Genomic DNA, 26504 nt, shown 5'->3' on the forward strand with positions numbered 1-26504 from the left:
TTGGCGACGAGGGCCACGAGCGCGAACACCGCGAGCGTGGTGACGACGAAGGCCACGTCGGCCATCGCGAGCTCCTAGGGAGGTGCGGAAGAGAAGCTGACGACACGATGAGAGCCCTCTTCCGACCCGCTTCGACCGCCGTTGACGGCTTCCATACGGCGGCGCCTACGCCTTTGACACCTCCCTGACGACGTACGCCGGGCGGGACGCCTCAGGCCGCCTCGAGTCGTGGTTCCGGCCGGGCCGGGGGTACCGCCACCACCGGTTCCCAGGTCCTGGTGGTGCGTATGTAGCCGTGGATCACCGAGGCCATCGCCAGCAGCAGGAGCGGGCCGAAGAGCCACGGGTGCCGGGCCATCTCCAGGGGCAGGTAGCGCGTCGACGCCAGGATCGCGGTGAAGACCACCGCCCCGTGCGCGACCAGCAGGCTCCCCGACCGGTCCCAGCCGCGGTCCAGCGCGCGCAGTCCCGCCTCGACGGTGACCGCGAAGACCACGCCGGCGACGAGGTCGATGGCGTAGTGGTAGCCGAATCCCAGCGTCGCGGTGAGCGTGGCGACCAGCCAGAACGCTCCCGCCCAGCGCAGGACGCGCGGGCCCGTGCGGGAGTGGATGAAGATCACGGTGGCCCACGCCGTGTGCAGGCTGGGCATGCAGTTGCGGGGGGTGACCCCGTCGTACGTGAACGGGTGGGGCACGCCGATCGGGGGTGGCGTGTGCGGCCACAGGTCGGCGATCGCCCACTCCTCGCCGCCCGTGCCGAAGGCGCCGGTGCCGTAGGCGAAGACCGGTCCGACGACCGGGAAGACCATGTAGATGGCCGGCCCGAGCAGGCCGATCAGCAGGAAGGTGCGGACCAGGTGGTGGCGCGGGAACCGGCGCTCGTCCGCCACCTTGCGCAGCTGGTACAGCGCGACGACGACCGCGGCCACCGCGAGCTGGACGTAGACCCAGTCCAGCAGGTGCCCACCGACCGGGCCGGTGGCCTCGACGGCCCGTCCCACCAGCCAGGACGGGTTTCCCAGCGCGTGGTCGGCGGTCGCCACGTACGGGTCGAGCACCTCCGGGCGGGTCTTCGAGGTGATCAGCAGCCAGGCGTCGCCGGTCTTGCGGCCGGCCACCAGCAGCAGACCGAGACCGGCGCCCTTCAGCAGGAGCAGCCGCTGCGGTCCGGTGCGTCGGGTCACGGCGACGACCCCGCAGCCCAGGACCACCCACAGCGCGCCGTTGCCGAAGCAGTGGCTGCCGGTCACGGTGGCGTCCGCCGCCCACCGCACCAGGGCGACGACGAGGTCGATGCCGACCGCGGCGGCCACCGCGATACGGCGCTCCCGCCAGGTCAGGACCACCATCGTGAGCGCCAGGCCCGCGTAGAGCAGGGGGCCCGACGCGGGGGCGAACACCAGCTCCTTCGCCTGGTTGGTCATCGGCCCCGGCAGGCCGTAGTGGCGCGCGGCCACCTCCAGCGCGATGAGGAACGCGAGGGTCGCCGCACCGGCCACGGCCCAGAGTCTCGCCCGCGACCGACGCCCGGGTATTCGCGGAGTTTCCCGTGATGACATGCACAGGAAACTAGCGGATCAGTGGCTGAGTTCCGGCTGCCAGGCGAAGCCGTCGGGGTCGGCGAACGCGCGGGTGCCGCCGGTCACGACGAGCCGGTGGGAGCCGGTGCCCTCGGCGGACACGCCCGCGACCTTGGCGAGGGCGCGACGCTTGTACAGGGAGAGCTTGACGGTACCCGGGCCGGTGGCGAACTCGACGTACTTCCCGCCGAAGCTCTTGCCCACGGTGAGGCCCTGCTCGACGTAGAACCGCTTGGTGGCCTTGACGTCCTCCACGCCCAGGAGCAGCACGATCTCGTCCACGTCGCGGGAGACCGGGGCGGTGTCCTTCTTCGCCGAGGTCGCGATCTGCCAGACCGTGCCGTCCGGGGCCTGCACGACCCCGCCGTAGCCCCACAGCGACTTCGCGGCGGGCTTGAGGACGGTGGCGCCGGCGTCGACGGCCGCGGTGAAGAGCGCGTCGACGTTGCCTGGCTGGGCCGTCACGAGCGACAGCGTGAAGCCGCGGAAGCCGCTCGTCGGGGAGTCGGAGGCGCGCAGACGCACCCGCGAGGCGTCGAGCCCGAAGGCGTCGGCGTAGAAGCGGGCGGCGGCCTCGGTGTCGGCCACTTCGAGGGTGACGGAGTCGATGGAGTTCATGTCTTCGACGGTAGGGTCCGCGGGGCCCGGGGGGCTTCTCGAAAACTGACCGGCCGCCCCGCCCTGCCGAAACCTCCGGGCGCCAGGCAGACTCGGCGTCACAGGCACGACGACGGAGGATGACCCACACATGATCACGCTCACCAAGGAAGGCGGCCCCGCGGACCTGGACGGAGTGACCCACCTGTCCATCGGCGTCTCCTGGGACCCCACCGCCGGCAGCAGCGGCGGAGTGCTCGGCAAGCTGCGGCGCAAGTCCGGCACCGACCTCGACCTGATCGCCGTCGCCCTCCAGGGCGGCGACCCGGTACGACTCGCCGGACTCGACTCGCTCGACCCGATGGGCAACGGTTCGCTGCTGCACAGCGGCGACAACCAGACCGGCCACGGGGACGGCGACGACGAGACGGTGACCGTCGAGTTCGCGCGGCTTCCCGACGTCATCACGTCGATCGTGTTCGTCGCCGCCGCCTACAAGAAGGGCAGCTCCTTCCAGAAGGCGCGCAACATCAGCTTCAAGGTCTACGACGCGACCGGGGGCAGCTCGGAGCAGGTCGCCGACATCTGGCCCAGCCTGCTCAGTCAGGACAACGGCTGCGCCGTGGCCAAGGCCGTGCGGGTCGGCGGCAGTTGGAAGCTGGAGGTCGTCAACGAGACGGGCAAGATCAAGCAGGGTGACGAGCACGCGCTGATGCGCTTCGCCGTCAGCAAGTAGCACGGGACGGGGTGCGCGGCGGCGCCCCGCGGGGCACGGGCTCGCGGACGGCGGCCGGCGCTCACCCCGCGTCGGCGCCGGTCCACGCGTCCGGGCCCGGGGCCAGGACCGCGCGGACCACCTCGGCGGCAAAAGCCATGACGTCGGCCGTGAAGCGGCGGCGGCCGACGCCGAGCCGGCGCAGCCCCGCGCCGTGGTCGGCGGCGACGACGGCGGTGACCGCGAGGAGCAGCAGCCGCCACAGGAGCATCACGGGTCGGCGCGCCACCGCGGGCAGTCCGGCCAGCGACTCGTGCAGCCGCTCGCAGTGGAAGGGGACGTGGCGCCGCTCGTCGGCCAGGATGCGGCCCGCCACCTCGGAGGTCAGCACGTCGTCGGTGCCGTCCCTGAGGGCCCGGTAGTAACGCAGCGCCACGACCTCGGCGATCATCAGCACCAGCAGTTCGGTGCGCAGGCCCAGCAGCCGCCGCAGCCGTACGAAGACGGTGTCGCTCCAGTGGCCGCTCAGCGTCGGCCGGCCGCCCGCGGCCAGCAGCCGGGCGAGGAGCCGGGCGTGGTTCTGCTCCTCGGCGACGAAGAGCCGCACCGCCCGCGCGTAGTCGGCGTCGCCCGCCTCCTCGGCCTTCGCGACCAGGTTCGCGCCGTCCCCGTCCTCGCCGACCTGGAAACGCTGGATGCCCGCCCACACCGCCCGGTGCAGCACGGCGCCCCGCGCCCAGTCCGGATCGCCCAGGGCCGCTCTGCGCTCCCGCTCGTCCTCGAACCGCCGTGTCCACCGGGCGAACCCGTCCGTACCCACTGCGCCGCCCCTTCCCGGGCACGGCCGCCGCGCCCCGGAAGAGGACGACGCAGCCGCGTGCCGAACCGTTCCGCCGGGCCCCCGGGCCGACGTGTCCTTTGTCTCCGTGGGGGCGGATCCGCGGCCCGTACCGGCGGGACCCGCCGGGCCGGCGGGGGAAATCGGCCGTCGGACGGGGAATATTCCCGAGCCTCCGACCGGGCCGGGATCATCACCGGCACCCGCCCGATCACGGCGTGCTACTGTCGATGGAAGTTGCAGTTGTGGTTGCCTGAAGGTTTTTCCGACGGGGTGATCATCACGGCGACCGGAGTGCACACAGGGTGGACTCCGAGCACCGTACCGAAGGAGAAAAACATGGCTTCCGGCACCGTGAAGTGGTTCAACGCCGAAAAGGGTTTCGGCTTCATCGAGCAGGACGGCGGCGGCCCCGACGTCTTCGCCCACTACTCGAACATCAACGCTCAGGGCTTCCGCGAGCTGCTCGAGGGTCAGAAGGTGACCTTCGACATCGCGCAGGGCCAGAAGGGCCCGACGGCCGAGAACATCACTCCGGCCTGACGCTCTCGCACACTCCGCAGCTGGGGCCCGCACCTTGGGGTGCGGGCCCCAGCTCGCCGCGTTTCCGGGCGCGCAGCGCCCCGCGGGGGCCACGGATTCCTCCCCCGCGCCTTCGCGTCCAGCGCGCTCACCGCGCTCACCGCGCCTCCTGATTTCACCAGTTCTCCCGGTCCCCTCGGCCCTCCGCGCCGAAATCGACCGGACCGGCTCGTTCTTGCGATTCCCTGCGCCGCTCTTCCGCTGCGGGTCTCCCTTGCTACGTGCCGTAACAAGGAAGGTTCCCCATGAACCGCGTACGCACCAACGACCGCCGACGCTCCGGCGACGGTCCCCGCCGCTCCCGCTCGGGCGGCCGCCCCCAGAACTCCGGCCGCCGGCCGGCCGCCGCCCCCCAGGGGGGCGAGTTCGCGCTGCCGAAGACGATCACGCCGGCGCTGCCCGCCGTCGAGACCTTCGCCGAGCTCGACCTGCCGGCCCGCATGCTGTCCGCCCTCGGCGACCAGGGCGTCAGCGTCCCGTTCCCGATCCAGGCGGCGACCCTGCCGAACTCCCTGGCCGGACGGGACGTGCTCGGCCGCGGCCGTACCGGCTCGGGCAAGACGCTCGCCTTCGGTCTGGCCCTGCTGGCCCGCACGGCCGGCAAGCGCGCCGAGCCGCGGCGGCCGCTCGCCCTGGTCCTCGTCCCCACCCGTGAGCTGGCCCAGCAGGTCACCGACGCGCTCACCCCGTACGCCCGCGCCGTGGGCCTCAGGTCGGCCACCGTGGTCGGCGGCATGTCGATCGGCCGGCAGGCCGGTGCGCTGCGGTCCGGCGCCGAGGTCGTCGTCGCCACGCCCGGACGGCTCAAGGACCTCATCGACCGCGGCGACTGCGCCCTCGGCGACGTCACCATCACGGTCCTGGACGAGGCCGACCAGATGACCGACATGGGCTTCATGCCGCAGGTCACCGCCCTGCTCGACCAGGTGCAGCCGGACGGGCAGCGGATGCTGTTCTCGGCCACCCTGGACCGCAACGTCGACCGCCTGGTCCGCCGCTACCTGACGGACCCCGTGGTGCACTCCGTCGACCCGTCGGCCGGTGCCGTCACCACGATGGAGCACCACGTGCTGCACGTGCAGGACGAGGACAAGCAGCGCACGACCGTCGAGATCGCGGCGCGCGACGGCCGGGTCATCATGTTCCTGGACACCAAGCACCGGGTGGACCGGCTGGTGAAGCAGCTGCTGAAGAGCGGCGTGCGCGCGGCCGGCCTGCACGGCGGCAAGTCCCAGCCGCAGCGCACCCGCACCCTGTCCCAGTTCAAGGACGGGCAGGTGACGGCGCTGGTGGCGACCAACGTCGCGGCCCGCGGCATCCACGTCGACAACCTCGACCTGGTCGTCAACGTGGACCCGCCCGGCGACCACAAGGACTACCTGCACCGCGGCGGCCGTACGGCCCGGGCCGGCGAGTCCGGCAGCGTCGTCACCCTGGTGACGCCGGACCAGCGGCGCGACATGACCCGCCTGATGTCCCTGGCCGGGATCACCCCGCAGGTCACGCCGGTCCGCTCGGGCGAGGCCGAGCTGGCCCGCATCACCGGTGCGCAGACCCCTTCCGGTGTCCCCGTGGTCATCGCCGCACCCGTGGTGGAGCGCCCCCGGCGCGCCGCCTCCGGCGCGGGCTCCTCGTCCCGCGGCCGCCGCGGCCGTTCCTCGCAGGGGCGCGGCGGCGGGCAGGGCGCCGGCACGTCGAGCCGTACGGGCGCCGCCCAGCCCCGCACCGGCCAGGGCCGCCCCACCGGTGAGGCCCCGCGCCGCAGGCCGCGCCGCCAGTCCACCGGCGGTTCGGCCGGCTCGACCGGCACGGCGGCCTAGGCCCCTGCCGGCACCGCCCCTGGAACACCCCGCTCCAGGACCGTCAGGCCTGGACCACCTGGTCCCGGGACCACCCGGTCCCCAGGACCTTCAGGTCCCCCCGGGACCGTCAGGACCGACCGGATCCACCCGCCCCGTCCCCTCGTGGAGGCATCATGCGCTGTGTCATCGCCCGGTACCCGTTCGACCTCACCAAGGGCGGGGTGATGGACTCGATGAAGGGCATCACGCCCGAGCCCGTCACGGGTGAGTCCGTGACCATCGGCCGCCGCCGCTACCCCGTCAAGCAGGTGGGCGAGGTCGTCACCCGGCAGGACCGCCGCGACTTCTCCGGCGGCGAGGTGACCCGGGCCATGGCCCGTCTGGGCTTCACCTGCCACCCCGCCCCGGGTGCCGAACCGGCGCCGGCCTCGCCCGCCGCGACGCCGGTCGAGACGGCGTCCGCGCTGCTCGGCGGCCCCACCGCGCCCCAGGAGCACTGAGGTCAGGACAGGCCCGTGGCCCGGCCCTCGTCGTCCCACCCGACCTCCAGCACGCGCCGGACGGCCGTGCGGTCGACGGGGCCGAACACGTGCGGGAACAGAGTGCCGTCGGCGACGCCGGGCGGTGGGGCCGGGTCGGCCGGCTCCCACACGCACCGCGCGGTGAGCCGGTCCTCGTCGAGGACCAGCGCCACCAGCGGCCTGGGCGCGTCCCGGTAGAACGCGTTGACGACGGCGAGGGTGGTCTCCTCGTCCGGCGAGCAGTGGACGAAACCGTCCTCCGTGAGGGAGGCGGGCACGTACGGCCGGCCCGGGTCGGCGTCCCAATCGGCCAGCGGCACCACGTGGTAGATCATCGTCCTGTTGTAGCAGCCGTGCCGCGCCGCTCCCCCGGATCGGGGGCCGACGGCGTGGGCACCACGGCGCCGGGCGCTCGCGTCGGGGTCTGCCCCGCGGGCGGGTCGCTCGGCGCGGCCGACGGCCTGGTGGCGGTCGGCCCGGGGGTCTCGGTGGGCCGCGCCGGGCCAGGGCCGGGCAGCGCCGTGGAACCGCGGGACGGAACCGGGCTCGGTACGGCGTCCGGGGTGGGAGCGGCCGGGGCCGGGGCCAGCGGCGGCGCCTGGCGCGTGGGCGGGGCGGGGGCCGCGAAGTGCAGCGGGAGCGCGATCAGGGCGGCGGCGGCAGCGGTCGCGGCGGCACCGGCGGCGGCACGCAGAAGACGCCGGCGGGACGCCGCCCGGCGGATCACCTCGTAACGGCCCGGGGGCGGGCCCAGGAAGTCGGCACCCGGACGCAGCAGGACCAGCAGCGGATCGTCGTCGGTGTGCCCGGGCCCCGGCTCGTCGCGGTCGTCCGGTCCGTCCTCAAGGCGTGTGGTCAAGGCTTCTCCTCAAGTGGACGCGGAGCAGTTCGCGGGCCGCGTGCAGGTCGGCCTTGACGGTTCCTTCCTTGCGTCCGGTCAGCACGGACACCTCCCGGATCGGCATGTCGGCGTAGTAGTGGAGCAGGATCGGCACCCGCAACCGCTCCGGCAGGGACTGTACGAGCAACCGCACCGAGGGGTCGGCCTGCTCGGGGTGCGGGCGCACCGCGACCTCCGCGGTGACCCGGCGCACCGCCCGGCGCTCGCGCTCCAGTCTGCGCCAGTGGTCCCGGACGAGGTTGGCGGCGGTGACGTAGAGGAAACCGCGGGGTTCCTCCACGGTCGTCCAGCGGGCCCACAGCCGGGTGAACGCCTCCGAGGCGATCTCGTGGGCCGTCCCGTCGTCGTCGACGAGCCGGCGGCACCAGCCGGCGAGGCGCGGATACAGGGCGGCGAACAGCTCGGACGCCGCCCTGTCACGGGACCGTTTCAACGCTCTCCATGGTCGTGAGGGTATGCGGGGGGGGTGCACGGGCGCCGCGCGCCCTCGCCGGCGCTCAGCCGGTTGCGCTCAGCCGGGCGAAGACGATGACGTTGTCCCGGTACTCCTCGCCGTCGCGCGGGCCGCCGCAGGTGATCAGCCGCAACTCCGGCCCGGCCACGTCGCCGTACACGTCGTCCGTCGGGAAGTCGGCCTTGGCCACCGTGCGCAGGGCCGTGACCGTGAACCCGGCCGTCGAACCGTTCTCCAGTCTGGCCTCGATCCGGTCGCCTCGGTGCAGCCGCGCGAGATGCCGGAAGACCCCGTCCCCGTACCGGCCCACCGTGACGTGGCCGAGGAGGACCGACGGCCCGACCTGGCCCGGAGTGGGCGAGTGCCGGTACCAGCCGGCGCGGTCGTCGTCCGTGACGGGCGGGACCTCCACCGTGCCGTCCGACGCCAGCCCGAGACCCATCACCGGGGTGTCGACGCCGATGGCGGGGATGCGCAGCCCCACCGGAACCGAACGCGCCAGCGGCCGCACCGGCTGCGCCGGGGCCGAGGCGGGCGGTGTCGCGGCCGCCTCGGCCGCCGGGCGGGCGGCGTCACCGTCACCCTGGCCGCCGCCGCAGCCCGCGAGCAGTACGGTCAGCGCGACGGCGGCCAGGGCGTGACCGGGACGCGGGATCATGCGCCGGTCGCTCCCGCCCGCCGGCGGCGTACGACGAAGACGACCGCGCCGCCCGCGAGGAGCACCCCGCCGGCACCCGCGCCGATCAGACCCCCGTCCGCCCCCGCCCCGTCCGCGGACGTCACCACCCCGGTGTCGGCCGCGCCTTCCGGTACGGCGGAGACCTGGCCGTCGGCGGGCGCCGGGGCCGGCGCCCGGGTCGGCTCGGCCGGCGGGACGCTGGCGCTCGGCGTGGCGGCCTCGGTGGGCGCCGCACCGGTGCCCGGGGCGCTCTCGGCGGGGGCGGAGGGGGCCGCCGTGGGGCCGTCGGCGAAGGCGGGCGCGGTGCCCGCCAGGACGGCGGTGCAGGCCAGGGCCACGGCACTGAGGATGGTTCGGCGCATCGGGTCGCTCTCTCTCGTCGTCGGCGCCCCGGCACGGCGCGTGGGTGCGGTGCGGGGCGGATCGGACGGAGAGACGAGGCAGGGGGACACCGGGTTGTAAAGGGATGGCAAAGTCGTTTTCCCCGGTGCCGCCGCCCGGCCCTTACGAAGCGGTGACGTGCCGGTCGGGGCGCCCGGTCCGGCGCTTCCGCGGGCCTAGCGTGAGACGCATGCGCGTACTGGTCACCGGCAGTGCCGGTTTCATCGGGTCCCACGTGGTGGAGGCCCTGCGGGAGCACGGGCACGAGCCCGTCGGCTACGACGTCCGCGAGGACCCCCGCGCCGACGTGCGCGACCCGGCGGCCCTCGCGCGGGCGCTGGCCGGTGTGGACGCCGTGTGCCACCAGGCGGCGATGGTCGGCCTCGGCAGCGGGTTCGCCGACGCGGCGGAGTACGTCTCGCGCAACGACCTGGGCACCGCCGTACTGCTCGCCGCGATGGCCGGCGCGGACGTCCGGCGGCTGGTGCTCGCGGGCTCGATGGTCGTGTACGGGGAGGGGCGGTACGCCTGCCCCGCGCACGGGGTGGTGCGGCCGGGGCCGCGCGCCGTCGCCGACCTGGACGCGGGCCGCTTCGAGCCGCTGTGCCCGGAGTGCGGCGCGGACCTGTCCCCGGGGCTGGTCGGCGAGGACGCCCCGGCCGACCCGCGCAACGTGTACGCCACGACCAAGCTGGCCCAGGAGCACCTGGCCGCCGCCTGGGCCCGGACGACCGGCGCTACGGCGGTGTCGCTGCGCTACCACAACGTGTACGGCCCGCGGATGCCCCGCGACACCCCGTACGCCGGGGTCGCCTCCTTCTTCCGGTCCGCGCTGGCCCGCGGCGAGGCCCCGCGCGTCTTCGAGGACGGCCGCCAGCGCCGGGACTTCGTGCACGTGCGGGACGTGGCGGCGGCGAACGTCGCCGCGCTGGAGTCCGCCCGGCCGCCCCAGGGCGCCCTGAGCGCGTACAACACCGGCAGCGGTGAGCCGCACACCGTGGGCGAGATGGCCACCGCCCTGGCCGCCGCCCACGGCGGTCCCGAGCCCGTCGTCACCGGCGAGTACCGTCTCGGCGACGTCCGCCACATCACCGCCGACTCCGCCCGCCTGCGCACCGAGTTGGGCTGGCGGCCCCGGGTGGGATTCCAGGAGGGCATGCGGGAGTTCGCGCGGGCCGGTCTGCGCGGGGCGTGAGCCCGGGGCTCAGGCCTCCGCCAGGGGCAGGGTCACCTCGAAGCGGCAGCCGCCGGGGATGTTGCGGACCGTGGCCCGGCCCCGGTGGGCCTCGACGATGCCGCGGACGATCGCGAGACCCAGGCCGGCGCCGGCCGGGGGCGTACGGGCGTGGGTGCCGCGCCAGCCGGTGTCGAAGACCCGCGGCAGGTCCTCCTCGGGGATGCCGCCGCAGCCGTCGGTCACCGAGACCACCACGCCGTCGGCGCGACGCTCCGCGGCCACCGCGACCGTGCCGTCGGCGGGGGTCCGGCGGATCGCGTTGACCAGCAGGTTGCCCAGCACCCGGCTCATCTCCCTGCCGTCCACCTCGACCGGTACGGCCGCCACGGCGTCACCGACCAGCCGTACGCCCTGTTCGCGCGCGAGCGGGTCCGCGCCCGCGAGGGCGTCGCCGACCAGGTCGTAGAGCGAGATGCGGGCCGGGGTCAGGACGAGTGTGCCGGCGTGGATGCGGGAGAGTTCGAAGAGGTCGCCGACCATGTCGTTGAGGCGTTCCACCTCGGCGCGGATCTGCCGCAGGTAGCGGTCGGGGTCGGCGGCGACGCCGTCCTCCAGCGCCTCGGCCATGGCGCGCAGACCGGCCAGCGGGGTGCGCAGGTCGTGCGAGATCCAGGCGACCAGCTCGCGCCGGGAGGACTCGAGGGCGCGCTCCCGCTCCCTGGACCGGGCGAGCCGGGCGCTGGTCGACGCCAGTTCGCGGCTGAGCGCGTCCAGTTCGGCGGTCGCCGGTGTGCTGGGAGCCGCGTAACCGCCGTCGACGCCGAACGAGCGTGCCGCGGCGGCCAGTTCGCGGCTGCGGGCGACCACCCAGCGGCCCAGCAGCAGCGCGGTGGCCAGGGAGACGACGGCCGCCATCGCCACGACGGTCGTGACGACGGACAGGTCGTGCGGGGAGAGGAACATCGCCCAGGCGACGGCCAGCGTGCCCGCGAGCATGGCGAGGACGGCGACCGCCGCCACCACGGCGAGCGACGCCGTCAGCGAGCGCCGCCGGATCAGCCGCAGCACGGCCGCGCCGGCCAGGCCGGTGGCGGCGGCGCCCGCGAAGGCGTAGAGGGCGATGAGGAGGGTGGCGTGCACGGTCAGTCCGCCTCCCGGCCGGTGGCGTCGAAGCGGTAGCCCACGCCCCACACCGTCTGGATCAGCCGGGGCCGGGCCGGATCGTCCTCGACCTTGCCGCGCAGCCGCCGTACGTGGACGGTGACGGTGGAGAGGTCGCCGAAGTCCCAGCCCCACACCTCGCGCATCAGCTCCTCCCGGGCGAACGCCCGGCCCGGGTGCCGCAGGAAGAACGTGAGGAGGTCGAACTCGCGCAGGGTCAGCGCCAGTTCGGTGCCGTCCTTGGTGGCCCTGCGGGCGGCCGGGTCGACCGTCAGGCCGGCCGCGGACGGCGGGCGCGGCGCCCGTGCCGGGGCGGGCCGGGCGCGGCGCAGCACGGACTCCACCCGCAGCACCAGCTCCCGCGGGCTGAACGGCTTGGTCACGTAGTCGTCGGCGCCGACCTCCAGGCCGAGGATGCGGTCGTCCTCGTCGCCCCGGGCGGTCAGCATGACGACCGGCACGGGCCCCCGACCCCGCAGCCGCCGGCACACCTCCAGGCCGTCCATGCCGGGCAGCATCAGGTCGAGCACCACCAGGTCGGGCCGGTGCGCGGCGGCCCGGGCGAGCGCGGCCGGACCGTCACCGGCCCGGTCGACGCGGTATCCGGCACGGTCCAGGTACCCGGCCACGACCTCCGCGACGGTGGGGTCGTCGTCGACGACGAGGACCCGGGCGGGTTCGCCGGAGAGCGACGCCGGGGGCCCGGCCGGAGGCGTGGGCGCTGGAGCAGGGGCGGGCGGGTGTTCGGTCGGGGAGGCGGTCGTCGGCCGTGTGGTGCGGGCCTGCGCCGGGGGCCCCGTGGGCTCGGGCGCGGGCCCGTCGGGGGACGCGGCCGGCGGGGCAGGCTCGGTGGGCTGCATGGGGCCAGCCTCGCACCGGCCGCTCGCCCGTGTCCTTCCCGGGCGGGGCCCGCGCCGCGACGTCCGTGTTTCGTAAGGAGTGGAAGCCCGATTCGTCCGGTTCCGGTTCGTAGGGTGAAGGCCGTGACCACCTCGCCCCCTCCGGACGTCGACGTCGTACTGCCCTGCCTGGACGAGGCCGAGGCCCTCCCCTGGGTCCTGGCCCGCATCCCGGCCGGCTGGCGTGCGCTCGTCGTCGACAACGGCTCCACCGACGGCTCGGCGGACCTCGCCCGCTCGCTCGGTGCCACGGTCGTGACCGAGCCGCGCCGCGGTTTCGGCGCCGCCTGCCACGCCGGGCTGACCGCCGCCACCGCCGACATCGTCTGCTTCTGCGACTGCGACGCCTCCCTGGACCCTTCCCTGCTGTCCCCCTTCGTGGCCGAGGTCCGGGCCGGCACCTCCGACCTGGTACTCGGCCGCCGGCGGCCGCAGGCCAGGGGAGCCTGGCCCGCGCACGCCCGGGCCGGCAACCTCGCCCTGGCCCGGCTGCTGCGCCGCCGCACCGGCCTCCGCCTGCGCGACCTCGGCCCGCTGCGCGCCGCCCGCCGCGAGCGGCTGCTCGCCCTCGGGCTCACCGACCGGCGCAGCGGCTACCCGCTCCAGATGGTGGTGCGGGCCGCCGACGCCGGCTGGCGGGTCACCGAGCACGACGTCCCGTACCTGCCCCGCACCGGCGCCTCCAAGGTGACGGGAACCTGGCGCGGCACCTGGCACGCGGTACGGGACATGCGCCGCGTGCTGGCCGAGGCACCGGCCGTCCGCGCCGGGGCGGGCGAGGGGAGCGGGGTCAGGTGACCGCCGCGACCACCCTCCTCGTCATCGCCAAGGAGCCGCGTCCCGGCCGGGTCAAGACCCGGCTCTCCCCGCCCTTCACCCCCGCCGAGGCAGCCGCGCTGGCCGAGGCGGCGCTCTCCGACACCCTGGCCGCCGTGGCCGCGACGCCCGCGCGGCGCCGGGTCCTGGTGCTCGACGGCGCGCCCGGCCCCTGGCTGCCGCCCGGTTTCGACGTCGTACCGCAATGCGCCGGCGGCCTCGACGAGCGGCTCGCCGACGCGTTCGCCGGGTGCACGGGCCCCGCCCTGCTGATCGGTATGGACACCCCGCAGGTGACGCCCGCGCTGCTCACCGCGGACTTCCGCGACTGCGACGCCTGCTTCGGTCCCGCCGAGGACGGCGGCTTCTGGGCGCTGGGCCTGGCCCGGCCCGAACCGGCCCTGCTGCGCGGCGTACCCATGTCGACGCCGGTGACGGGTGCCGTACAGCGCGAACGGCTCCTCGCGGCCGGGCTGCGGGTACGGGACCTGCCGCCCCTGCGCGACGTCGACACCGCCGCCGACGCCCGCGCCGTCGCCGCACTGGCCCCGCACGGCCGGTTCGCCGCCCGGCTGGCGGCGTGCGCACCGGCCGGGGACCGGCGGGCGAGCCGGTGAAGGCGGCCGCGCGACCCGCCCTCGGCCGGCCGGCCGCCGCCCCCGCGTGGGAGGCCTCGGACCCGTACGCCGCCGCCCTGCGGTCCGGACACGGGCCGCTGTTCCTGCGCCGCACCGACGGCTGGCTGCTGCCGCTGGACGTGGAGCGCTGGTGCGCCCGGGCCGACGCGGTCGACCTGGAGGTCCTGGACCGCTGCGAGGGCGCCGTGCTCGACGTGGGCTGCGGACCGGGACGGCTGGTGGCGGAGCTCGCCGCGCGGGGCCGCACGGCCCTCGGCATCGACGTCAGCGAGGCCGCCGTGACCCGCACCGTACGGGCCGGGGGCCGGTCGCTGCGGCGCTCCGTGTTCGAGCCGCTGCCCGGCGAGGGACGCTGGGACACCGTCCTCCTCATGGACGGCAACGTCGGCATCGGCGGCGACCCCCGCGCCCTGCTCACCCGCGTCGCAGCCCTGCTCGCACCCGGCGGCCTCCTGATCGCCGAGACGGCACCGGTCGAGGTCGACGAACGCGCCCACGTGCAGGTCGTCGACGTCACCGGCGGGCGGGCGGCCGGCGGTGCCTTCCCGTGGGCACGGGTCGGCACCGGTGCCCTGCTGCGCCGCGCCGGCGCCGCCGGCTGGCGCGGCGCCGCTCAGTGGACGTCGGGGGAGCGCCGCTTCGTCGCGCTGCGCAGCGGCCGCAGGGCGAGCAGCAGCGCCGAGCAGCCGAACAGCGCGGCCGTGATCAGCAGCCAGCGGGCGAGGAAGCCGTCCGGCGACAGCGCGGCCGCCGACCGGTAGCGCGCGTCCACCCGCCCGCTGATCAGCGGGAACCACACCAGCAGGAGCAGCCCGGAGAACGCGGCCGGGACGCGTACGTACGGCACCCAGGCACGGCGGTGCACCGCACCGAGCCCGCGTACGACGGCCCGGTCGGCCACCGCGTACAGCGGCAGCAGTACCAGGTCGTGCAGCAACGCCGACCCCACGAACCACAGGACCACGCCGGTCAGGTCGCCGTCGAGCAGCCGCACGCCCGCGTACCCCGCGAGCGCGAACGAGCAGCACAGCAGCAGGATCCGGAAGGGGCTGCCGGTCACGGACCGCGACGGCGGCCACAGCTTGCGCGCGGGGTTCATCCCAGTTCTCCGAACGTCATCCGGGCCACCCACTTGGTGTTCAGCACACCGGGCGCGGCGGGCACGATGATCCGCGCCGGATAGCCGTGGTCGGGGCTCAGCGTCTCGCCGTTCACGGACAGGGCGAGCAGGGAGCGCGGGTCGGCCACCTGGTCGGCGCGCAGGGCCCCGCTGCGGAAGGCGCCGCGCCGCTGGAGGGACTCCACGAGCAGATCCGGCGGACCGTCCTCGAAACCGGCCAGCGCCGCGAGGTCCCGCAGCCGCACTCCGCGCCACCACTGGTCGGAGGTCGACCACCCCTCGACGCAGGCGATGGGCAGCGCGGCGCTGTGCTGCGGCAGCCGGAGCAGGTCGGCGCGGGTGAGGCGGACCGTGCCGGTGCGTCCGACGACGGCGAGCCGCCAGGCGTCCTCGCGGGTCTCGGCCGCGTCGATGCCCGCGTAGGCGGCCGTCTTGTTGACCTGGAAGCCGTTCGGGCCGCCGCCCGGTTCGGCTCCGCCGTGCGGCGCGAGCAGGGCGGTGGCCCGGGCCGGTCCGTCGAAGGAACGCCCGGCGCTGGTGGCGAGGAGCAGCAGCGAGCCCCCGCCGACGGTCCACAGCGCCCCGCGCCGCGACACCGTCGGCGGGTCGGGCCGCGGCGACCGCAGGCCGTCGTCCGGCCCCCGGCCGGCCGGCGTGCCGTCCGGCTCCCGGCCGGCCCGCGCCCGCATGCGCCGTACGTTGCGCAGGGCGGCCGGCGCCTTCAGCACGGCGTGCGCGACGAACGCGGCGAAGAAGACCCAGGCGCCGTAGAAGTGCAGCGGGTAGAAAGAGCCGGGGAAGAGGTAGTCCAGCTGGATGTTGAGCACCCCGGTGACGAACTCGAAGAGCGCGCCGCCCACCAGCAGCAGCAGCGACACCCGCTCCAGCGCGTGGGCGAGCGACCGCGCCGGAGGCAGCGTGAACAGCCTCGGCACCACCGACCACAGCTTGGCCAGCAGCACCGGGATCAGCACCAGGCCGAGGGTGACGTGGACGCCCTGCGTGAGGCGGTACAGCCAGGGCGGGTCGGTCGGCCAGGCGAAGAGGTAGAAGCCGAGGATCCCCTTGTCCGGTGTCTTGTCGTTGACCGGGGACAGGTCCGGGTTGTAGGCGGCGTACGAGAGCAGTCCCGTCACGAACAGGACGGTGATGCCGGCCAGCAGGACGAGGCCGAGCACCGAGGTGAACCAGGGCCCGCGCAGCGGGCTGCGCCAGAAACCCGGCGAGGACGGAAGCCGTGGGGCGAGGTCGCGCATGTCCCGACCGTAGGCCGGGACGGGGCCCCGGAACGGTCCCCGACCCATGACGAAACGCTGACGTCCACCCCGCGCACCACCGCGTGGGCGGTCTCCCGGCCTACGGTGCCGAGGTGAACCGCCTCCGCTCCGTCCCCCGCGACCTGTACGCGGCGGTGGCCGCCGCGCTGCTCGTGGCGGCCGCCGTCCTGGTCGGCCGGTACGTGTACACGTACGACGACCTGATCGTCGGCTGGCCGCCGCTGCTGGGCCGCTGGGACCCGCACGCGGGCCCCGGCACCCCGGCCGCCGTCCTGGTGGCGGCGGCGACGGTGGTGTACGGCCCGGCCGTCGCCGCCCGCCTGCCGTGGCGTGCGCTGCTGCCCGCGGCCTGGGGGGCGTCGATGGCGTGGATCTGGTCGCTGGCCCTGGTCGACGGATGGCGGACGGGCGTCGCGGGCCGGCTCACCACCCGCCACGAGTACCTCACGGTGATCGACCGCTGGCAGGACATCCCGGCGGTCCTGCGCGACTTCACCGCGCACATCCTGATCCACTCCCCCGACAACTGGCCCGCCCACGTCGCCGGGCACCCGCCGGCGGCCACGCTCACCTTCGTGCTGCTCGACCGGATCGGGCTGGGCGGCGGGGGCTGGGCCGGGGTCTGGTGCATCACCGCGGGCGCGACCGGCTGTGTGGCGGTCCTGGTGACGGTGCGCGCCCTGGCCGGGGAGCGGCTCGCCCGGCGGGCGGCGCCCTTCCTGGTGTCGGCACCGGCCGCCGTGTGGTGCGGCACGTCCGCCGACGGCTACTTCGCCGCGGTCGCCGCCTGGGCCGTGGCGCTGCTGGCCCTCGCCGTCACCGGCCGGTCCCTGTGGTGGGCAGCGGGTTCGGGCCTGCTCTTCGGTCTGACCTGTTTCCTCTCCTACGGCCTCACGCTGCTGGCGGTGGTCGCGGCGGCCGTCCTGCTGCTGGGGCGGCGCGGGGTGCGGAGGCGGCCGGTGCTCCTCGTGCCGCTGCTGGCGGGTGCGGCGGTGATGCCGGCGGCCTTCACGGCGGTGGGCTTCGACTGGTGGGAGGCGTACCGCCTGCTGGTGACCCGCTACTACGAGGGCGCGGCCGGCGTCCGCCCCTACGGCTACTGGGTGTGGGCCAACCTCGCCTGCACGGTGCTCATCACGGGCCTGGCGACGGCGGCGGGCCTGCGCCGGGCGGGGGGCGTGCTGGTCCGGTGGCGCGGCGGGGGCGTGCGGGCCGGGAGCGGACCGGTGGAGGACGCCCGCGGGGAGGAGATCCGTCTGGCGTTCCTCGTGGCCGCCGCGCTGCTCACCCTGCTGGCCGCCGACGTGTCCGGTATGAGCAAGGCGGAGACGGAACGCATCTGGCTCCCCTTCGCCCTGTGGCTCCTGCCGTCCTGCGCGTTCCTCCCCCGCCCCCGTGCCTGGCTGGCGGCGCAGACGGTGCTGGCCCTCCTCCTCAACCACCTGCTGGCGACGGGCTGGTAGGTGGGAAAAAGCGTGAGCAGCCGGCCCGCGGCTGTCCTCGGGGCGCTCAGACGAGCCCCGCGAGGACAGAACGGGGGGAAGCGCTCACGCTTCGGCCGTGGCGCACCGCCCGCCGCGCCGGTCAGCCCTCGCAGCGCAGCTCCACCTCGAGGGCGGTCGGGCCGCCGGGCGGGCTGGTCAGGCGGAAGGTGCCGTCGAGCGCCGCGACGCGGCGGCGGATGCCGGTCAGGCCCGAGCCGCCGTCCTCGTCGGCGCCGCCCCGGCCGTCGTCCTCGACCAGCAGCCGCAGCCGGCCGCCCCGGCCCCGGACGGTGACCGAGGCCCGCCCGGCGCCGCTGTGCTTCGCGATGTTCGTCAGGGCTTCGGCGACCACGAAGTAGGCCGTCGCCTCCACCGACGCCGCACACCTGTGCGGCACGTCCGTCTCCACGCGGCACGGCACCGCGCAGTCCGCGGCGAGCCCGGACAGCGCTCCCGCGAGACCCCGGTCGGCCAGCACCGGCGGCAGGATGCCCCGCGCCACCGAACGCAGCTCCGCCAGTGCCTGCTCCGCCGCGGACTGGGCCCGCTCCAGCAGTTCGTCGGCCCCGGCCGGGTCCCGTGCCGCCATCCGCCGCGCGGCTCCCAGCAGCACGGTGACCGACACCAGGCGGTTCTGCGCGCCGTCGTGCAGGGAGCGTTCGATGCGGCGCAGTTCCGTGGCGTGGGCGTCCAGCGCCGCGGCGCGGGTCGCGGTCAGCTCGGCCACCCGCAGGGACAGGTCCGTGTCCGGTCCCGCCGCCAGAAGCCGCCGGGCCGGGGCGGCCTGGAGCCGTGCCATGCCCGGGCCGAGGCCCAGGAGGATCGCCGTCCAGCCCACACCCAGCAGCGTCGCCGTGAGCGCGTCCAGCCAGCTGTGGGCGGTGCCGACACCGATGGACGTGGTCGTCGCGTCCTCGGGGATCAGGGGCCACCACAGGGGAAAGGTGGTGTCCCGGAAGGCGCACACCGGCAGCAGGAGACCGAGCAGGCCCAGCAGCAGACCCAGCGTGCCGTGCCGCACCAGCCAGGCCAGCTCACGCCGGGTCGTCGGGTCGCCCCACGCGGACCGCAGCCGGGTGGGCGGCGGGTCGGGCGGGACGATCTCGACACCCCGGCGGGAAAGGCGCTCGCGTTCCCGGCCGGCGAGCGCGTGCAGGGCGCGCAGCGCGAGGGGCGCGAGCAGCAGCCCGGCCCCGACCGGCGCGGTCACCGCCGCCAGGGCCAGCAGCACCAGCACGCCCAGCCCCCGCACCGCCGTACCGAGTCCGCCGACGAGCTGCCCCGTCGCCGTACCGGCGGCGCGCAGGGACCGTACGGCGGTCTCCCGCACGGACGTGACCGGGACCGTCATCCGCCTGCCTCCCTCCGGGCCGTACGCACCGCCTGCGGCGGGCTCGACGGGGCCGACCCTATGCCGCGGGAGCGGTCGGCGACGGGTGCGGAGCCGGAAAGTACAGCCTGCTGTACCCCGGACCCGGTGGCCCACGGGATCGGCGGCGGGGGGTCCCGCTCCCTAGCGTCGAGGACGACCGAGAGCGACGCCGACGGAGGCCGCAGCCATGACCCACCAGGACCATCAGGACCCCTACCGCCTGGGCACACCCCAGGCCGCTCCCGCCGACGGCGACGGCCCGGGCGCCGTCTCCCGCGGGGACCTCCTGCGCACGCTGCTGTGGACGGTGGTGGTGCTCAGCGCGGTCGCCAACATGGCCCTCTCCTTCGCCGGTGCCGCCGCCCCGCTCCACCTGGCCAGCGGCCTGGTCACCGTCCTCGCCGCCGGCACCCTCGTCGTACGCGCCCTGCGGGGGCGGCGATGAGCACCGCCGCCCCCGCGACCGTCACCGCGCGCCGGGCGCCCGCCATCGCGCTGGAGGGCGTGACCAGGACCTACCCGGGCGGCGTCCGGGCCTTGGACGACGTGACGCTGACCGTCGGACACGGCACGTTCCTCGCCGTGATGGGGCCCTCGGGCTCCGGCAAGAGCACCCTGATGCACTGCGCCGCCGGGCTGGACACCCCCACGTCCGGCAGCGTCCGCGTCGACGGACAGGAGATCTCCGGCCTGAACGAGACCCGCCGCACCGAACTGCGCCGCGAACGCGTCGGGTTCGTGTTCCAGGCGTACAACCTCATCCCCTCGCTCAGCGTCGAGGACAACATCACCCTGCCGCTGCGCCTGGCCGGGCGCCGCCCGGACCGGGACTGGCTGCGCACGCTGACCGAGCGGGTGGGGCTGGCCGACCGGCTCACCCACCGGCCGGCCGAGCTGTCCGGCGGCCAGCAGCAACGGGCCGCCGTGGTACGGGCGCTGGCCGCGAAGCCCGCCGTCGTCTTCGCCGACGAACCGACCGGCGCGCTGGACCTGCGCAGCGCCCACCAGGTCCTCGGCCTGCTGCGGGCACTCGTCGACGACCTCGGTCAGACGGTGGTCATGGTCACCCACGACCCCGCCGCCGCGGCCCGTGCCCACCGCGCCCTGGTGATGGCCGACGGCCGGGTGGTCGAGGCCCTGGAACACCCGACGGCGCCGCACCTCGCCGACCGTCTCGTCGCGTTGGGGGAGCGGTAGCCGTGCTGCACCTCGCCCTGCGCACGGCCGCGCACCGGATCACCGCACTGCTCGCCGTTGCCTGCGCGGTCCTGGGCGGCGCCGCGCTGATCACCACCACCGGCGTGCTCGCCGAGTCCGGACTGCGTTCGCAGCTGCCGCCCGGGCGGCTGGGCGGCGCGGACGTCGTGGTCGCCGCCGACCAGGAGTTCCACCCGAGCGGGGACCTGCCCCTCGCGCTGCCCGAGCGGGCCACGGTCCCGGCCCGGCTCGTCGAGCGGCTGGCCGCCCTGCCGGGTGTCACCGCGGCCGTCGGCGACATCGGCTTCCCGGCCGCGCTGGTCGACGCCCGGGGCGGCATCACCCCCGTCGCCGAGGACCCGGGGACGGCGGGGCACGGCTGGTCCTCGACCGCGTTGCTGTCGGACGCGCGGGTGCGGGGCCGGGCGCCGTCCGGCGCGGACGAGGTCGCCGTGGACGTGCGCACGGGCCTGGCGGTCGGCGAGCGCGTCGAGGTGGTGGCGAACGGGCGCCCCGCTGCCGCCTACCGCGTCTCCGCACTCGTCGACGCCCCGGGCGCGGGCGTCTACTTCGCGGACGGGACGGCCGCCGGGCTGGCCGCGCGCGACGCCGGGAGCGAAGGCCCGCGCGCGGGGACCGTGGACCTGATCGGGCTGCGCACCGACGCCGGTGCCGGGGACCGGGTCGCCGCCGCCGTCCGCGAGGAGGTGGCGGGCACGGGCCTGGAGGTGAGCACCGGCGCGGACCGGGGCGACGCGGTGGCGCCCGGCGCCGGGTCGGCGCGCTCGCTGCTGGTCCTGCTCGCCGGTTCGCTCGGCGGGATCGTGCTGCTGATCACCGGGTTCGTCGTCGCGGGCGCGCTGGGCGTGACCATCGCCGGGCAGCGACGCGACCTGGCGCTGATGCGGGCCGTCGGCGCGACGCCGAAGCAGATCCGCCGCCTGGCCGCCGCGCAGGCGACGGTCGTCGCGGTGGTGGCGCTGGTACCGGGCGTGGCCGTCGGCTACCTGCTGGCGGGCCGCTTCCGGGACCTGCTGGCCGGCCACGACGTCCTCCCGCCCGAACTGCCCCTCACCCTCAGCCCCTTGCCCGCACTCGCCGCGCTGCTCCTGGTGGTGGCGGCCGTACGGCTCTCCGCCCGCTGCGCGGCCTGGCGCACCTCGCGGCTGCCGGCGACCGAGGCGGTCGCCGAGTCCCGCAGCGAACCGCGCACGCCGTCGCGGACGCGGACCGGTGCGGGGCTGCTGCTGATCCTCGGCGCCTCGGCGCTCTCGGTGGTACCGCTGCTGTCCCGGACGGTCCTCGGAGCCTCGGTCACCTCCGTCGCGGGCATCGTCGCCGCGATCGGCCTGGCGCTGTCCGGCCCGGCGCTGGTCAAACGGGCGGGCGAGGCCGCCGTCCGGCGACTGCGCCCCGACGCCGCCGCCCCGACGTGGCTGGCGCTGTCCAACGTACGGGCCTACGCCCTGCGCCTGTCGGGCGTGATCAGCCCGCTGGCCATGGGCATCGTCTTCGTCCTGACGTACACCCTCACCCAGACGACGGTGCTGGCCGCCACCTCCGACGACATCCGGGCAGGCACCCTCGCCCAGTACGAAGTGACGGCGCCGGCCCTGGGCGGGCTGCCCGACGGCACCCTGTCCGCCGTACGGGACGTGCCCGGCGTACGGGCCGCGGCACCGGCCGGGACGACCACGGTGGTGTGGGAGTACGAGGAACTGGGCGAACCCGCGGCCGAGTCCGCCTCGGCGACGGTCCTCACGCCGGACGCCCGGGGCGTCCTCGACCTCGGTGTGACCGGCGGCAGCCTGGACCGGCTGACCGGGGCCACGGTCGCCGTGAGCGGCGAGGCCGCCCGCACGCGCGGCGCCGGGCTCGGCCAGCGGGTGCGCCTGGTGCTCGGCGACGGGGCCCGCGTCGACGCCCGGGTCGTCGCCGTCTACGACCGGGGCCTGGGCTTCGGCCCGGTCGTCCTCTCCCGTCAGCTGGCCGCCGGGCACACCACGACCGGCCTCGACCAGCGGGTGCTGGTCCGCACCGACGGCACGCAGGAGGCGGGGCGGGGCCTCACCGCGCTGGCCGCCGGCCGCCCCGGCCTCACCGTCGCGGGCACCGCCCCGGACGCCTCGGGCGCGGACGCGCCGCCCGAGGTGTGGATCAACCTGGCGGTGGTCGTGGTGCTCCTCGGCTACCTGCTGCTGAGCATCGCCAACAGACTGGTCGCCGCCACCGCCCAGCGCCGGACCGAGATCGCCGCGCTGCGTCTGGTGGGCACGACCCCGCGGCAGATCCGCGCGATGATGCGCCGCGAGGCCGCCGTCGTCGCCGCCGCGGCCCTGGTCTGCGGCCTCCTGCTGTCCGCCGTCCCGCTGGCCCTCCTCGGCCAGGGCCTCCTCGGCCGCCCCTGGCCGGCGGGCCCCGTCTGGCTCCTCCCGGCGGTGGTGGCGACGGTCGTGGCGACCTCGTACCTCACGGTCGAACTCCCCACCCGCCACGCCCTGCGCACCCCTCCGGCGGAGGGACTGCGCACGGGGTGACCCCGGGCACTGCGCACGGGGTGACCCCGGGCACTGCGCACGGGATGACCCCGGGCCCGGGGCGCCGCCCCCGGAAGCGGACAGGGGACGCGTCGCACGCCGACCGGTCCGTCCCCGCGCCACCGGAAGGCCCGACGTCGGCACCGAGCCGGGTCGGGGCGCGGGACGGTCCGCGGGCCGGAAGCCGGGGCCCGCACCGGGCGGCGGGACCCACGGCCTCCGGAGGGACGGAGCCCGTCGCGGGTCCGGGACCCCGGACGGGCGAAGCCCGTCGCGGGGCCGGGACCGAGGTCCCGGGGAGCGCCACGCCCCCGTGGGGCTCAGGCCGGCCCGCGGTCGCGCAGTGCCGTGCGGGCCGGGAGGGTCACGGCGGCGAGCACGAGGGCCGTCGCGGTGGCGGCGAACGCGGCGTACAGGAGCGGGGGGACGTGCGGGGACTCGCCGGTCAGGCCGCGCATCATCGGAGTCAGCGTGATCACGGCGATGGCGGTGCCCAGGGCCACGCCCGCCGCCGAGACCAGCAGGCTCTCCCAGCCCAGCATGCGCAGCACCTGCCGCCGGGTGGAGCCGACGAGACGGAGCGTGGTCAGTTCGCGGCGGCGGTCCAGGACCGTCATCACCAGGGTGTTGACCGCGGCGACGGCGGCGAAGCCGCCCAGGACGCCGGCCATCACGTAGTTGGCCCAGGCGCCGAACTCGCGGTCCACGTTCCGCGCGAGGGCGTAGCCGGAGGCGTCGGTGACCTCGCCGAGCGCGCGGAGCGGTCCGGCGTCGCCGCCGCTGACCAGCAGCGTGTCGGCGAACGCGGACGTGACGTGCCCGTCCAGGGACGCGCGGTCCATGGTGACCGCGGGCAGGCCCAGGCCACGGCCGTAGACCGCGACGACCTCGGGGGCGGTCCTCGTGCCGTCGGGGAGGTAGAGCGGCAGCCTGTCGCCGAGTCCCGCGTCCGTGGCGTCGGCAAGGGTTCGGTCGATGGCGATCCGGCCCTCGCCCACCCGGTCCAGGCTGCCGTCGCGCACGTCCAGGTCCTGCACCTTCGCGAGCTGCGCGCCGGATCCCGAGACGCCCTGGGTCGCCGTCCCCTGCAACGACGTCTCGCCGCCGCCCCGGACGGGCACCAGGACCTGCGTGTCCAGCAGGCTCACGGCCGCGTCCACACCGGGGGCGCGGGCGGCCCGGTCGGCGGCGTCGGCGGGCAGACCCGCCGGGCCGGTGACGACGTGGTCGGCCGTGATGCCGTCGCGGAGCTGCTCGGCGGCGACGTGGCTCTCGCTGGTGTGCATGAAGACCAGCGTCGAGGCGAAGGCCATCGCCAGCACGATCGGGGTGATCGCGGAGGCCAGCCGGCGCGAGTTGGCCCGGGAGTTGGCGGCGGCCAGCGATGCGGACGCGCCGCCCCCGCGCAGCAGCAGGCCGAAGAGCGCCGCGCACACCCGCGCCAGGACCGGCCCGAGCAGGGCGACGGCCAGCATGAAGAGCATGACGACACCCAGCGAGGCGTTGGCCGCGTCGGCCCCGGCGGCGGAGGCCGCCACCCCGGCGAGCACCGAGCCGCCGGCGACCGCGGCCACCCCGAGGACGGTCCGCACGACGCCCGGCCGCAGCCGCTCCACCGAGGCCTCGGCGAGCGCCTGACCCGGCTTGGTCCTCGCGGGCCTGCGCCCAGCCGCCCAGCCGGCGCCGAGCGCCGTGAGCAGCCCGAGACCGGTGGCGGCGAGCAGCGGGAACCCCGAGACGTGCAGATCGACCGCTTCCGGTACGGCCCCGCGGTCCTGCATCTGCCCGAACCACCAGTGGGCGAGCCCGATGCCAGGCAGACAGCCGAGCAGTCCGGCGAGCGGGGCGACGAGCAGGGCCTCGGCTGCGACCGCGCGGCGGATCTGCCGCGGGGTGGCGCCCACGGCGCGCAGCAGGGCGAACTCCCGGGTGCGCTGGCCGACGGAGAGGGCGACCGTGCCCGCCGCGGTGAAGACCGCGACCAGGGTGGCGATCCCGCCGAAGGAGCCGCCGACCGCGAAGAGCGTCTCCTTGGCGTACGCCAGCCCGTGGTCCTCGACCTCGCCGCGGTCGTCGCCGGTGAGCACCTGCGCGCCGGAGCCGGCCAGGGCCTTCCCGACGGCGGCCGCGAGGTCGCCCGCATCGACGCCCTCCCGGGCCATGACGGCGATGGCGTCGGCCCGGCCCGGGTGCCCCGCCAGCACGGAGGCCTCGGCGTCGGCGAACCAGGCCACGGCCCCGCCGCCCGCCTCCTCCCCGGTGCTGTCGCCGGCGCCGGGGGAGGCGAGGCCCGACACCCGGAAGTCGGCGCGTCCGTCGGCCGTCTCCAGCGCGACGGTGTCGCCCACACCGGCCCCGGCGGCACCGGCCGCCCCGGTGCCGAGGACGACCTCGCCGGCGTGCGGCGCGGCGCCCTCGGACAACGTGGTGCCGGTGAAGACGTGCGAGCCCCAGCCGTGGCCGGTGAGCGCGCCGGACCGGGCGGCGCCGCCGTGCACGGGGAAGGTGAGGTCCGGTACGGCGGCGGCCGCGCCCGGCGCCCGGGCGGCCTTCGCCGCCAGTCCCGCGTCCACGCGGGCGGTGTCCGGCAGCGGGTACGCGGTCTCCTCGGGGCCGTCGACGGTGTCGGCGACGACCCGCGCGGACTGGTCGGCGGCCGCGACGACCGGCGCGTCCGCGTACCGCTCGGCCGGCACGGAGGCGCGGATGCCGGTCTCCAGCAGGACACCGCAGGCCGCGACGATCAACGCGGACATCATCAGCGCGACGAACGTGCCCGCGAACGAGGCGGGCTTGAAGCGGACGGCGGAACGGGCGAGACCGTTGGGCCTGAGACTCACGCCGCCACCCCCGCCCCGGCGACGGCCCCCGCCGCGGCCCGCGTACGGCCGGTGAGCGCGGCCATGCGTGCCGCGATCCGCTCCGCCGAGCCCCGTTCGAGATGGTCGGCGAAGGCTCCGTCGGCGAGGAACAGGACACGGTCGGCCCAGGCGGCCGCGGCCGGGTCGTGGGTGACCATGACGACGGTGGCGCCGAGGCTGTCCACCGCGTGCCGCAGCAGCCCGAGGACCTCGGCGGCGGTGCCGGTGTCCAGGGCGCCGGTGGGCTCGTCCGCGAAGATCACGTCGGGGGCGGTGACCAGGGCGCGGGCGACGGCCACCCGCTGCTGCTGGCCGCCGGACAGCTCCCCCGGCCGGCGCCGCGCCTTGTCGGCCAGCCCGACCCGCGCCAGCACCTCGGCGGCCCGGCCACGGTCCTGGCGCTGCCCGGCCAGGCGCATCGGCAGCAGGACGTTCTGCTCCACGGTCAGCGACGGCAGCAGGTTGAACGCCTGGAAGACGAAGCCGAGGCGGCTGCGGCGCAGCTCGGTGAGCGCGTTCTCGCTCATGCCGGTGATCTCCGTACCGCCGAGCCGCACCGATCCCGCCGACGGCCGGTCCAGCCCGGCAGCGCACTGCAGGAAGGTGGACTTGCCGGACCCGGACGGCCCCATGACGGCGGTGAAGGTGCCGCGCGGGAGGGCCAGGTCGACGCCCGCGAGCGCGTGCACGGCGCCCGCGCCGCGTCCGTACCGCCGCCGGACCCCGCGCAGTTCGACGGCGAGACCCGGGGTGGCGGCCGGCGCCCCGGGGCACTCGTCCGCTCCCGGCAGCCGCCCGGCCTCCTGCCGCCTGCCCTTGCGTAGCCTCATGGTCCCGTCTCCTCATCCGTGCGCAGGTGCGTCCTGCTGACGGGGGAAGAGTGCGGGGGCGGCCGCCCGCCGGGCGTCATACC

At 76.1% G+C, this 26504-nt stretch carries 26 protein-coding genes; 12 read left to right on the forward strand and 14 right to left on the reverse strand.

The features are described 5' to 3' along the window. Nucleotides 1-211: 211 nt before the first annotated feature. Together EV562_RS23115 and EV562_RS23120 are read right to left on the reverse strand one after the other, a co-directional pair. Nucleotides 212-1501 carry a phosphatase PAP2 family protein gene (locus EV562_RS23115; protein ID WP_133888733.1) on the reverse strand — a complete coding sequence of 430 codons (1290 nt, stop codon included), beginning with the start codon at nt 1499-1501 and terminating at the stop codon, nt 212-214. Between the two features lie 78 nt (nt 1502-1579). Next, nucleotides 1580-2200, reverse strand: a complete 621-nt coding sequence (locus EV562_RS23120; protein ID WP_133888734.1) for a VOC family protein — start codon at nt 2198-2200, stop codon at nt 1580-1582. A 130-nt stretch (nt 2201-2330) separates the two neighbouring features. On the opposite strand from EV562_RS23120, the gene EV562_RS23125 reads away from it, so the two are divergent. Further along, nucleotides 2331-2915 (forward strand): TerD family protein, encoded by a 585-nt coding sequence (locus EV562_RS23125; RefSeq protein ID WP_133888735.1) that lies wholly within the window; start codon nt 2331-2333, stop codon nt 2913-2915. Nucleotides 2916-2976: 61 nt separating this feature from the next. On the opposite strand, the gene EV562_RS23130 is transcribed toward EV562_RS23125, so the two are convergent. Then, the gene (locus tag EV562_RS23130; RefSeq protein ID WP_133888736.1) at nt 2977-3714 is read right to left on the reverse strand and encodes a ferritin-like domain-containing protein; all 738 of its coding nucleotides are present in this window, start codon (nt 3712-3714) and stop codon (nt 2977-2979) included. Nucleotides 3715-4071: 357 nt separating this feature from the next. Between EV562_RS23130 and EV562_RS23135 the strand changes: the two genes are divergently transcribed. The 3 genes from EV562_RS23135 to EV562_RS23145 all read left to right on the forward strand — a co-directional run bounded on the left by EV562_RS23135 (nt 4072) and on the right by EV562_RS23145 (nt 6616). Then, nucleotides 4072-4275 (forward strand): cold-shock protein, encoded by a 204-nt coding sequence (locus EV562_RS23135; protein ID WP_003975209.1) that lies wholly within the window; start codon nt 4072-4074, stop codon nt 4273-4275. A gap of 284 nt (nt 4276-4559) precedes the next feature. Continuing rightward, nucleotides 4560-6134: a DEAD/DEAH box helicase gene (locus EV562_RS23140; protein ID WP_133888737.1), complete on the forward strand. Its 1575-nt coding sequence runs from the start codon at nt 4560-4562 to the stop codon at nt 6132-6134. Between the two features lie 155 nt (nt 6135-6289). Further along, complete coding sequence (locus tag EV562_RS23145) at nt 6290-6616, forward strand: SCO5918 family protein (RefSeq protein ID WP_133888738.1); 327 nt, start codon at nt 6290-6292, stop codon at nt 6614-6616. Nucleotides 6617-6618: 2 nt separating this feature from the next. Here the strand turns inward: EV562_RS23145 and EV562_RS23150 are convergent, their stop codons facing one another. The 5 genes from EV562_RS23150 to EV562_RS23170 all read right to left on the reverse strand — a co-directional run bounded on the left by EV562_RS23150 (nt 6619) and on the right by EV562_RS23170 (nt 9033). After that, a complete protein-coding gene (locus EV562_RS23150; RefSeq protein WP_133888739.1) occupies nt 6619-6972 on the reverse strand; it encodes a DUF952 domain-containing protein in 354 nt (117 codons plus the stop codon). Further along, nucleotides 6969-7496, reverse strand: a complete 528-nt coding sequence (locus EV562_RS23155) for a hypothetical protein (RefSeq protein WP_133888740.1) — start codon at nt 7494-7496, stop codon at nt 6969-6971. Before EV562_RS23155 ends, EV562_RS23150 begins: the two co-directional genes overlap by 4 nt. Next, a complete protein-coding gene (locus EV562_RS23160; RefSeq protein ID WP_133888741.1) occupies nt 7480-7971 on the reverse strand; it encodes an RNA polymerase sigma factor in 492 nt (163 codons plus the stop codon). Before EV562_RS23160 ends, EV562_RS23155 begins: the two co-directional genes overlap by 17 nt. 64 nt (nt 7972-8035) lie before the next feature. Then, on the reverse strand, nt 8036-8650 hold the full coding sequence (locus tag EV562_RS23165; protein ID WP_133888742.1) for a class F sortase: 615 nt from the start codon (nt 8648-8650) through the stop codon (nt 8036-8038). Continuing rightward, entirely contained in the window at nt 8647-9033 is a 387-nt protein-coding gene (locus tag EV562_RS23170; RefSeq protein WP_133888743.1) for a Tat pathway signal sequence domain protein, read from the reverse strand. The genes EV562_RS23165 and EV562_RS23170 overlap by 4 nt, the downstream gene beginning before the upstream one ends. 209 nt (nt 9034-9242) lie before the next feature. Here EV562_RS23170 and EV562_RS23175 point away from each other — a divergent pair, with 209 nt between their 5' ends. Further along, nucleotides 9243-10247, forward strand: a complete 1005-nt coding sequence (locus EV562_RS23175; protein ID WP_133888744.1) for an NAD-dependent epimerase/dehydratase family protein — start codon at nt 9243-9245, stop codon at nt 10245-10247. A 9-nt stretch (nt 10248-10256) separates the two neighbouring features. Here EV562_RS23175 and EV562_RS23180 read toward each other — a convergent pair whose 3' ends face one another. Continuing rightward, a complete protein-coding gene (locus tag EV562_RS23180; RefSeq protein ID WP_133888745.1) occupies nt 10257-11369 on the reverse strand; it encodes a HAMP domain-containing sensor histidine kinase in 1113 nt (370 codons plus the stop codon). A gap of 2 nt (nt 11370-11371) precedes the next feature. Next, on the reverse strand, nt 11372-12250 hold the full coding sequence (locus EV562_RS23185) for a response regulator transcription factor (protein ID WP_243860126.1): 879 nt from the start codon (nt 12248-12250) through the stop codon (nt 11372-11374). Nucleotides 12251-12364: 114 nt separating this feature from the next. Here EV562_RS23185 and EV562_RS23190 point away from each other — a divergent pair, with 114 nt between their 5' ends. From EV562_RS23190 to EV562_RS36015, 3 genes are read left to right on the forward strand one after another with little or no spacing between them, the layout of a single operon-like run. Next, nucleotides 12365-13087, forward strand: a complete 723-nt coding sequence (locus EV562_RS23190; RefSeq protein WP_133888746.1) for a glycosyltransferase family 2 protein — start codon at nt 12365-12367, stop codon at nt 13085-13087. Next, the gene (locus tag EV562_RS23195; protein ID WP_133888747.1) at nt 13084-13722 is read left to right on the forward strand and encodes a DUF2064 domain-containing protein; all 639 of its coding nucleotides are present in this window, start codon (nt 13084-13086) and stop codon (nt 13720-13722) included. Before EV562_RS23190 ends, EV562_RS23195 begins: the two co-directional genes overlap by 4 nt. After that, complete coding sequence (locus EV562_RS36015) at nt 13719-14504, forward strand: methyltransferase domain-containing protein (protein WP_133888865.1); 786 nt, start codon at nt 13719-13721, stop codon at nt 14502-14504. Before EV562_RS23195 ends, EV562_RS36015 begins: the two co-directional genes overlap by 4 nt. Nucleotides 14505-14838: 334 nt before the next feature. Here the strand turns inward: EV562_RS36015 and EV562_RS23210 are convergent, their stop codons facing one another. Further along, the gene (locus tag EV562_RS23210; protein WP_133888748.1) at nt 14839-16119 is read right to left on the reverse strand and encodes a molybdopterin-dependent oxidoreductase; all 1281 of its coding nucleotides are present in this window, start codon (nt 16117-16119) and stop codon (nt 14839-14841) included. A gap of 113 nt (nt 16120-16232) precedes the next feature. Between EV562_RS23210 and EV562_RS23215 the strand changes: the two genes are divergently transcribed. Continuing rightward, nucleotides 16233-17603 carry a hypothetical protein gene (locus EV562_RS23215; protein WP_133888749.1) on the forward strand — a complete coding sequence of 457 codons (1371 nt, stop codon included), beginning with the start codon at nt 16233-16235 and terminating at the stop codon, nt 17601-17603. 121 nt (nt 17604-17724) lie between these two features. Here EV562_RS23215 and EV562_RS23220 read toward each other — a convergent pair whose 3' ends face one another. Further along, on the reverse strand, nt 17725-18975 hold the full coding sequence (locus EV562_RS23220; RefSeq protein ID WP_133888750.1) for a sensor domain-containing protein: 1251 nt from the start codon (nt 18973-18975) through the stop codon (nt 17725-17727). A gap of 208 nt (nt 18976-19183) precedes the next feature. Here EV562_RS23220 and EV562_RS23225 point away from each other — a divergent pair, with 208 nt between their 5' ends. From EV562_RS23225 to EV562_RS23235, 3 genes are read left to right on the forward strand one after another with little or no spacing between them, the layout of a single operon-like run. Further along, on the forward strand, nt 19184-19441 hold the full coding sequence (locus EV562_RS23225; protein WP_133888751.1) for a hypothetical protein: 258 nt from the start codon (nt 19184-19186) through the stop codon (nt 19439-19441). Beyond that, nucleotides 19438-20193: an ABC transporter ATP-binding protein gene (locus EV562_RS23230; protein ID WP_133888752.1), complete on the forward strand. Its 756-nt coding sequence runs from the start codon at nt 19438-19440 to the stop codon at nt 20191-20193. The genes EV562_RS23225 and EV562_RS23230 overlap by 4 nt, the downstream gene beginning before the upstream one ends. Before the next feature lie 2 nt (nt 20194-20195). Continuing rightward, nucleotides 20196-22730, forward strand: a complete 2535-nt coding sequence (locus EV562_RS23235; protein WP_133888753.1) for an FtsX-like permease family protein — start codon at nt 20196-20198, stop codon at nt 22728-22730. A 320-nt stretch (nt 22731-23050) separates the two neighbouring features. Here EV562_RS23235 and EV562_RS23240 read toward each other — a convergent pair whose 3' ends face one another. Together EV562_RS23240 and EV562_RS23245 are read right to left on the reverse strand one after the other, a co-directional pair. Continuing rightward, nucleotides 23051-25570 carry an ABC transporter permease gene (locus tag EV562_RS23240; RefSeq protein WP_133888754.1) on the reverse strand — a complete coding sequence of 840 codons (2520 nt, stop codon included), beginning with the start codon at nt 25568-25570 and terminating at the stop codon, nt 23051-23053. After that, entirely contained in the window at nt 25567-26421 is an 855-nt protein-coding gene (locus EV562_RS23245; RefSeq protein WP_166661955.1) for an ABC transporter ATP-binding protein, read from the reverse strand. Before EV562_RS23245 ends, EV562_RS23240 begins: the two co-directional genes overlap by 4 nt. Nucleotides 26422-26504 lie beyond the last annotated feature (83 nt).

Origin of the sequence: Streptomyces sp. BK208, assembly GCF_004364245.1 — a bacterium.
GTDB lineage: Bacteria > Actinomycetota > Actinomycetes > Streptomycetales > Streptomycetaceae > Streptomyces.

Bases quoted from the DNA above. Each gene is read 5' to 3' on its own strand.
- EV562_RS23120 (WP_133888734.1), bottom strand. From the start codon at position 2,200: ATGAACTCCATCGACTCCGTCACCCTCGAAGTGGCCGACACCGAGGCC.
- EV562_RS23125 (WP_133888735.1), top strand. From the start codon at position 2,331: ATGATCACGCTCACCAAGGAAGGCGGCCCCGCGGACCTGGACGGAGTG.
- EV562_RS23135 (WP_003975209.1), top strand. From the start codon at position 4,072: ATGGCTTCCGGCACCGTGAAGTGGTTCAACGCCGAAAAGGGTTTCGGC.
- EV562_RS23140 (WP_133888737.1), top strand. From the start codon at position 4,560: ATGAACCGCGTACGCACCAACGACCGCCGACGCTCCGGCGACGGTCCC.
- EV562_RS23145 (WP_133888738.1), top strand. From the start codon at position 6,290: ATGCGCTGTGTCATCGCCCGGTACCCGTTCGACCTCACCAAGGGCGGG.
- EV562_RS23150 (WP_133888739.1), bottom strand. From the start codon at position 6,972: ATGATCTACCACGTGGTGCCGCTGGCCGATTGGGACGCCGACCCGGGC.
- EV562_RS23165 (WP_133888742.1), bottom strand. From the start codon at position 8,650: ATGATCCCGCGTCCCGGTCACGCCCTGGCCGCCGTCGCGCTGACCGTA.
- EV562_RS23170 (WP_133888743.1), bottom strand. From the start codon at position 9,033: ATGCGCCGAACCATCCTCAGTGCCGTGGCCCTGGCCTGCACCGCCGTC.
- EV562_RS23175 (WP_133888744.1), top strand. From the start codon at position 9,243: ATGCGCGTACTGGTCACCGGCAGTGCCGGTTTCATCGGGTCCCACGTG.
- EV562_RS23185 (WP_243860126.1), bottom strand. From the start codon at position 12,250: ATGCAGCCCACCGAGCCTGCCCCGCCGGCCGCGTCCCCCGACGGGCCC.
- EV562_RS23210 (WP_133888748.1), bottom strand. From the start codon at position 16,119: ATGCGCGACCTCGCCCCACGGCTTCCGTCCTCGCCGGGTTTCTGGCGC.
- EV562_RS23220 (WP_133888750.1), bottom strand. From the start codon at position 18,975: ATGACGGTCCCGGTCACGTCCGTGCGGGAGACCGCCGTACGGTCCCTG.
- EV562_RS23225 (WP_133888751.1), top strand. From the start codon at position 19,184: ATGACCCACCAGGACCATCAGGACCCCTACCGCCTGGGCACACCCCAG.
- EV562_RS23230 (WP_133888752.1), top strand. From the start codon at position 19,438: ATGAGCACCGCCGCCCCCGCGACCGTCACCGCGCGCCGGGCGCCCGCC.
- EV562_RS23245 (WP_166661955.1), bottom strand. From the start codon at position 26,421: ATGAGGCTACGCAAGGGCAGGCGGCAGGAGGCCGGGCGGCTGCCGGGA.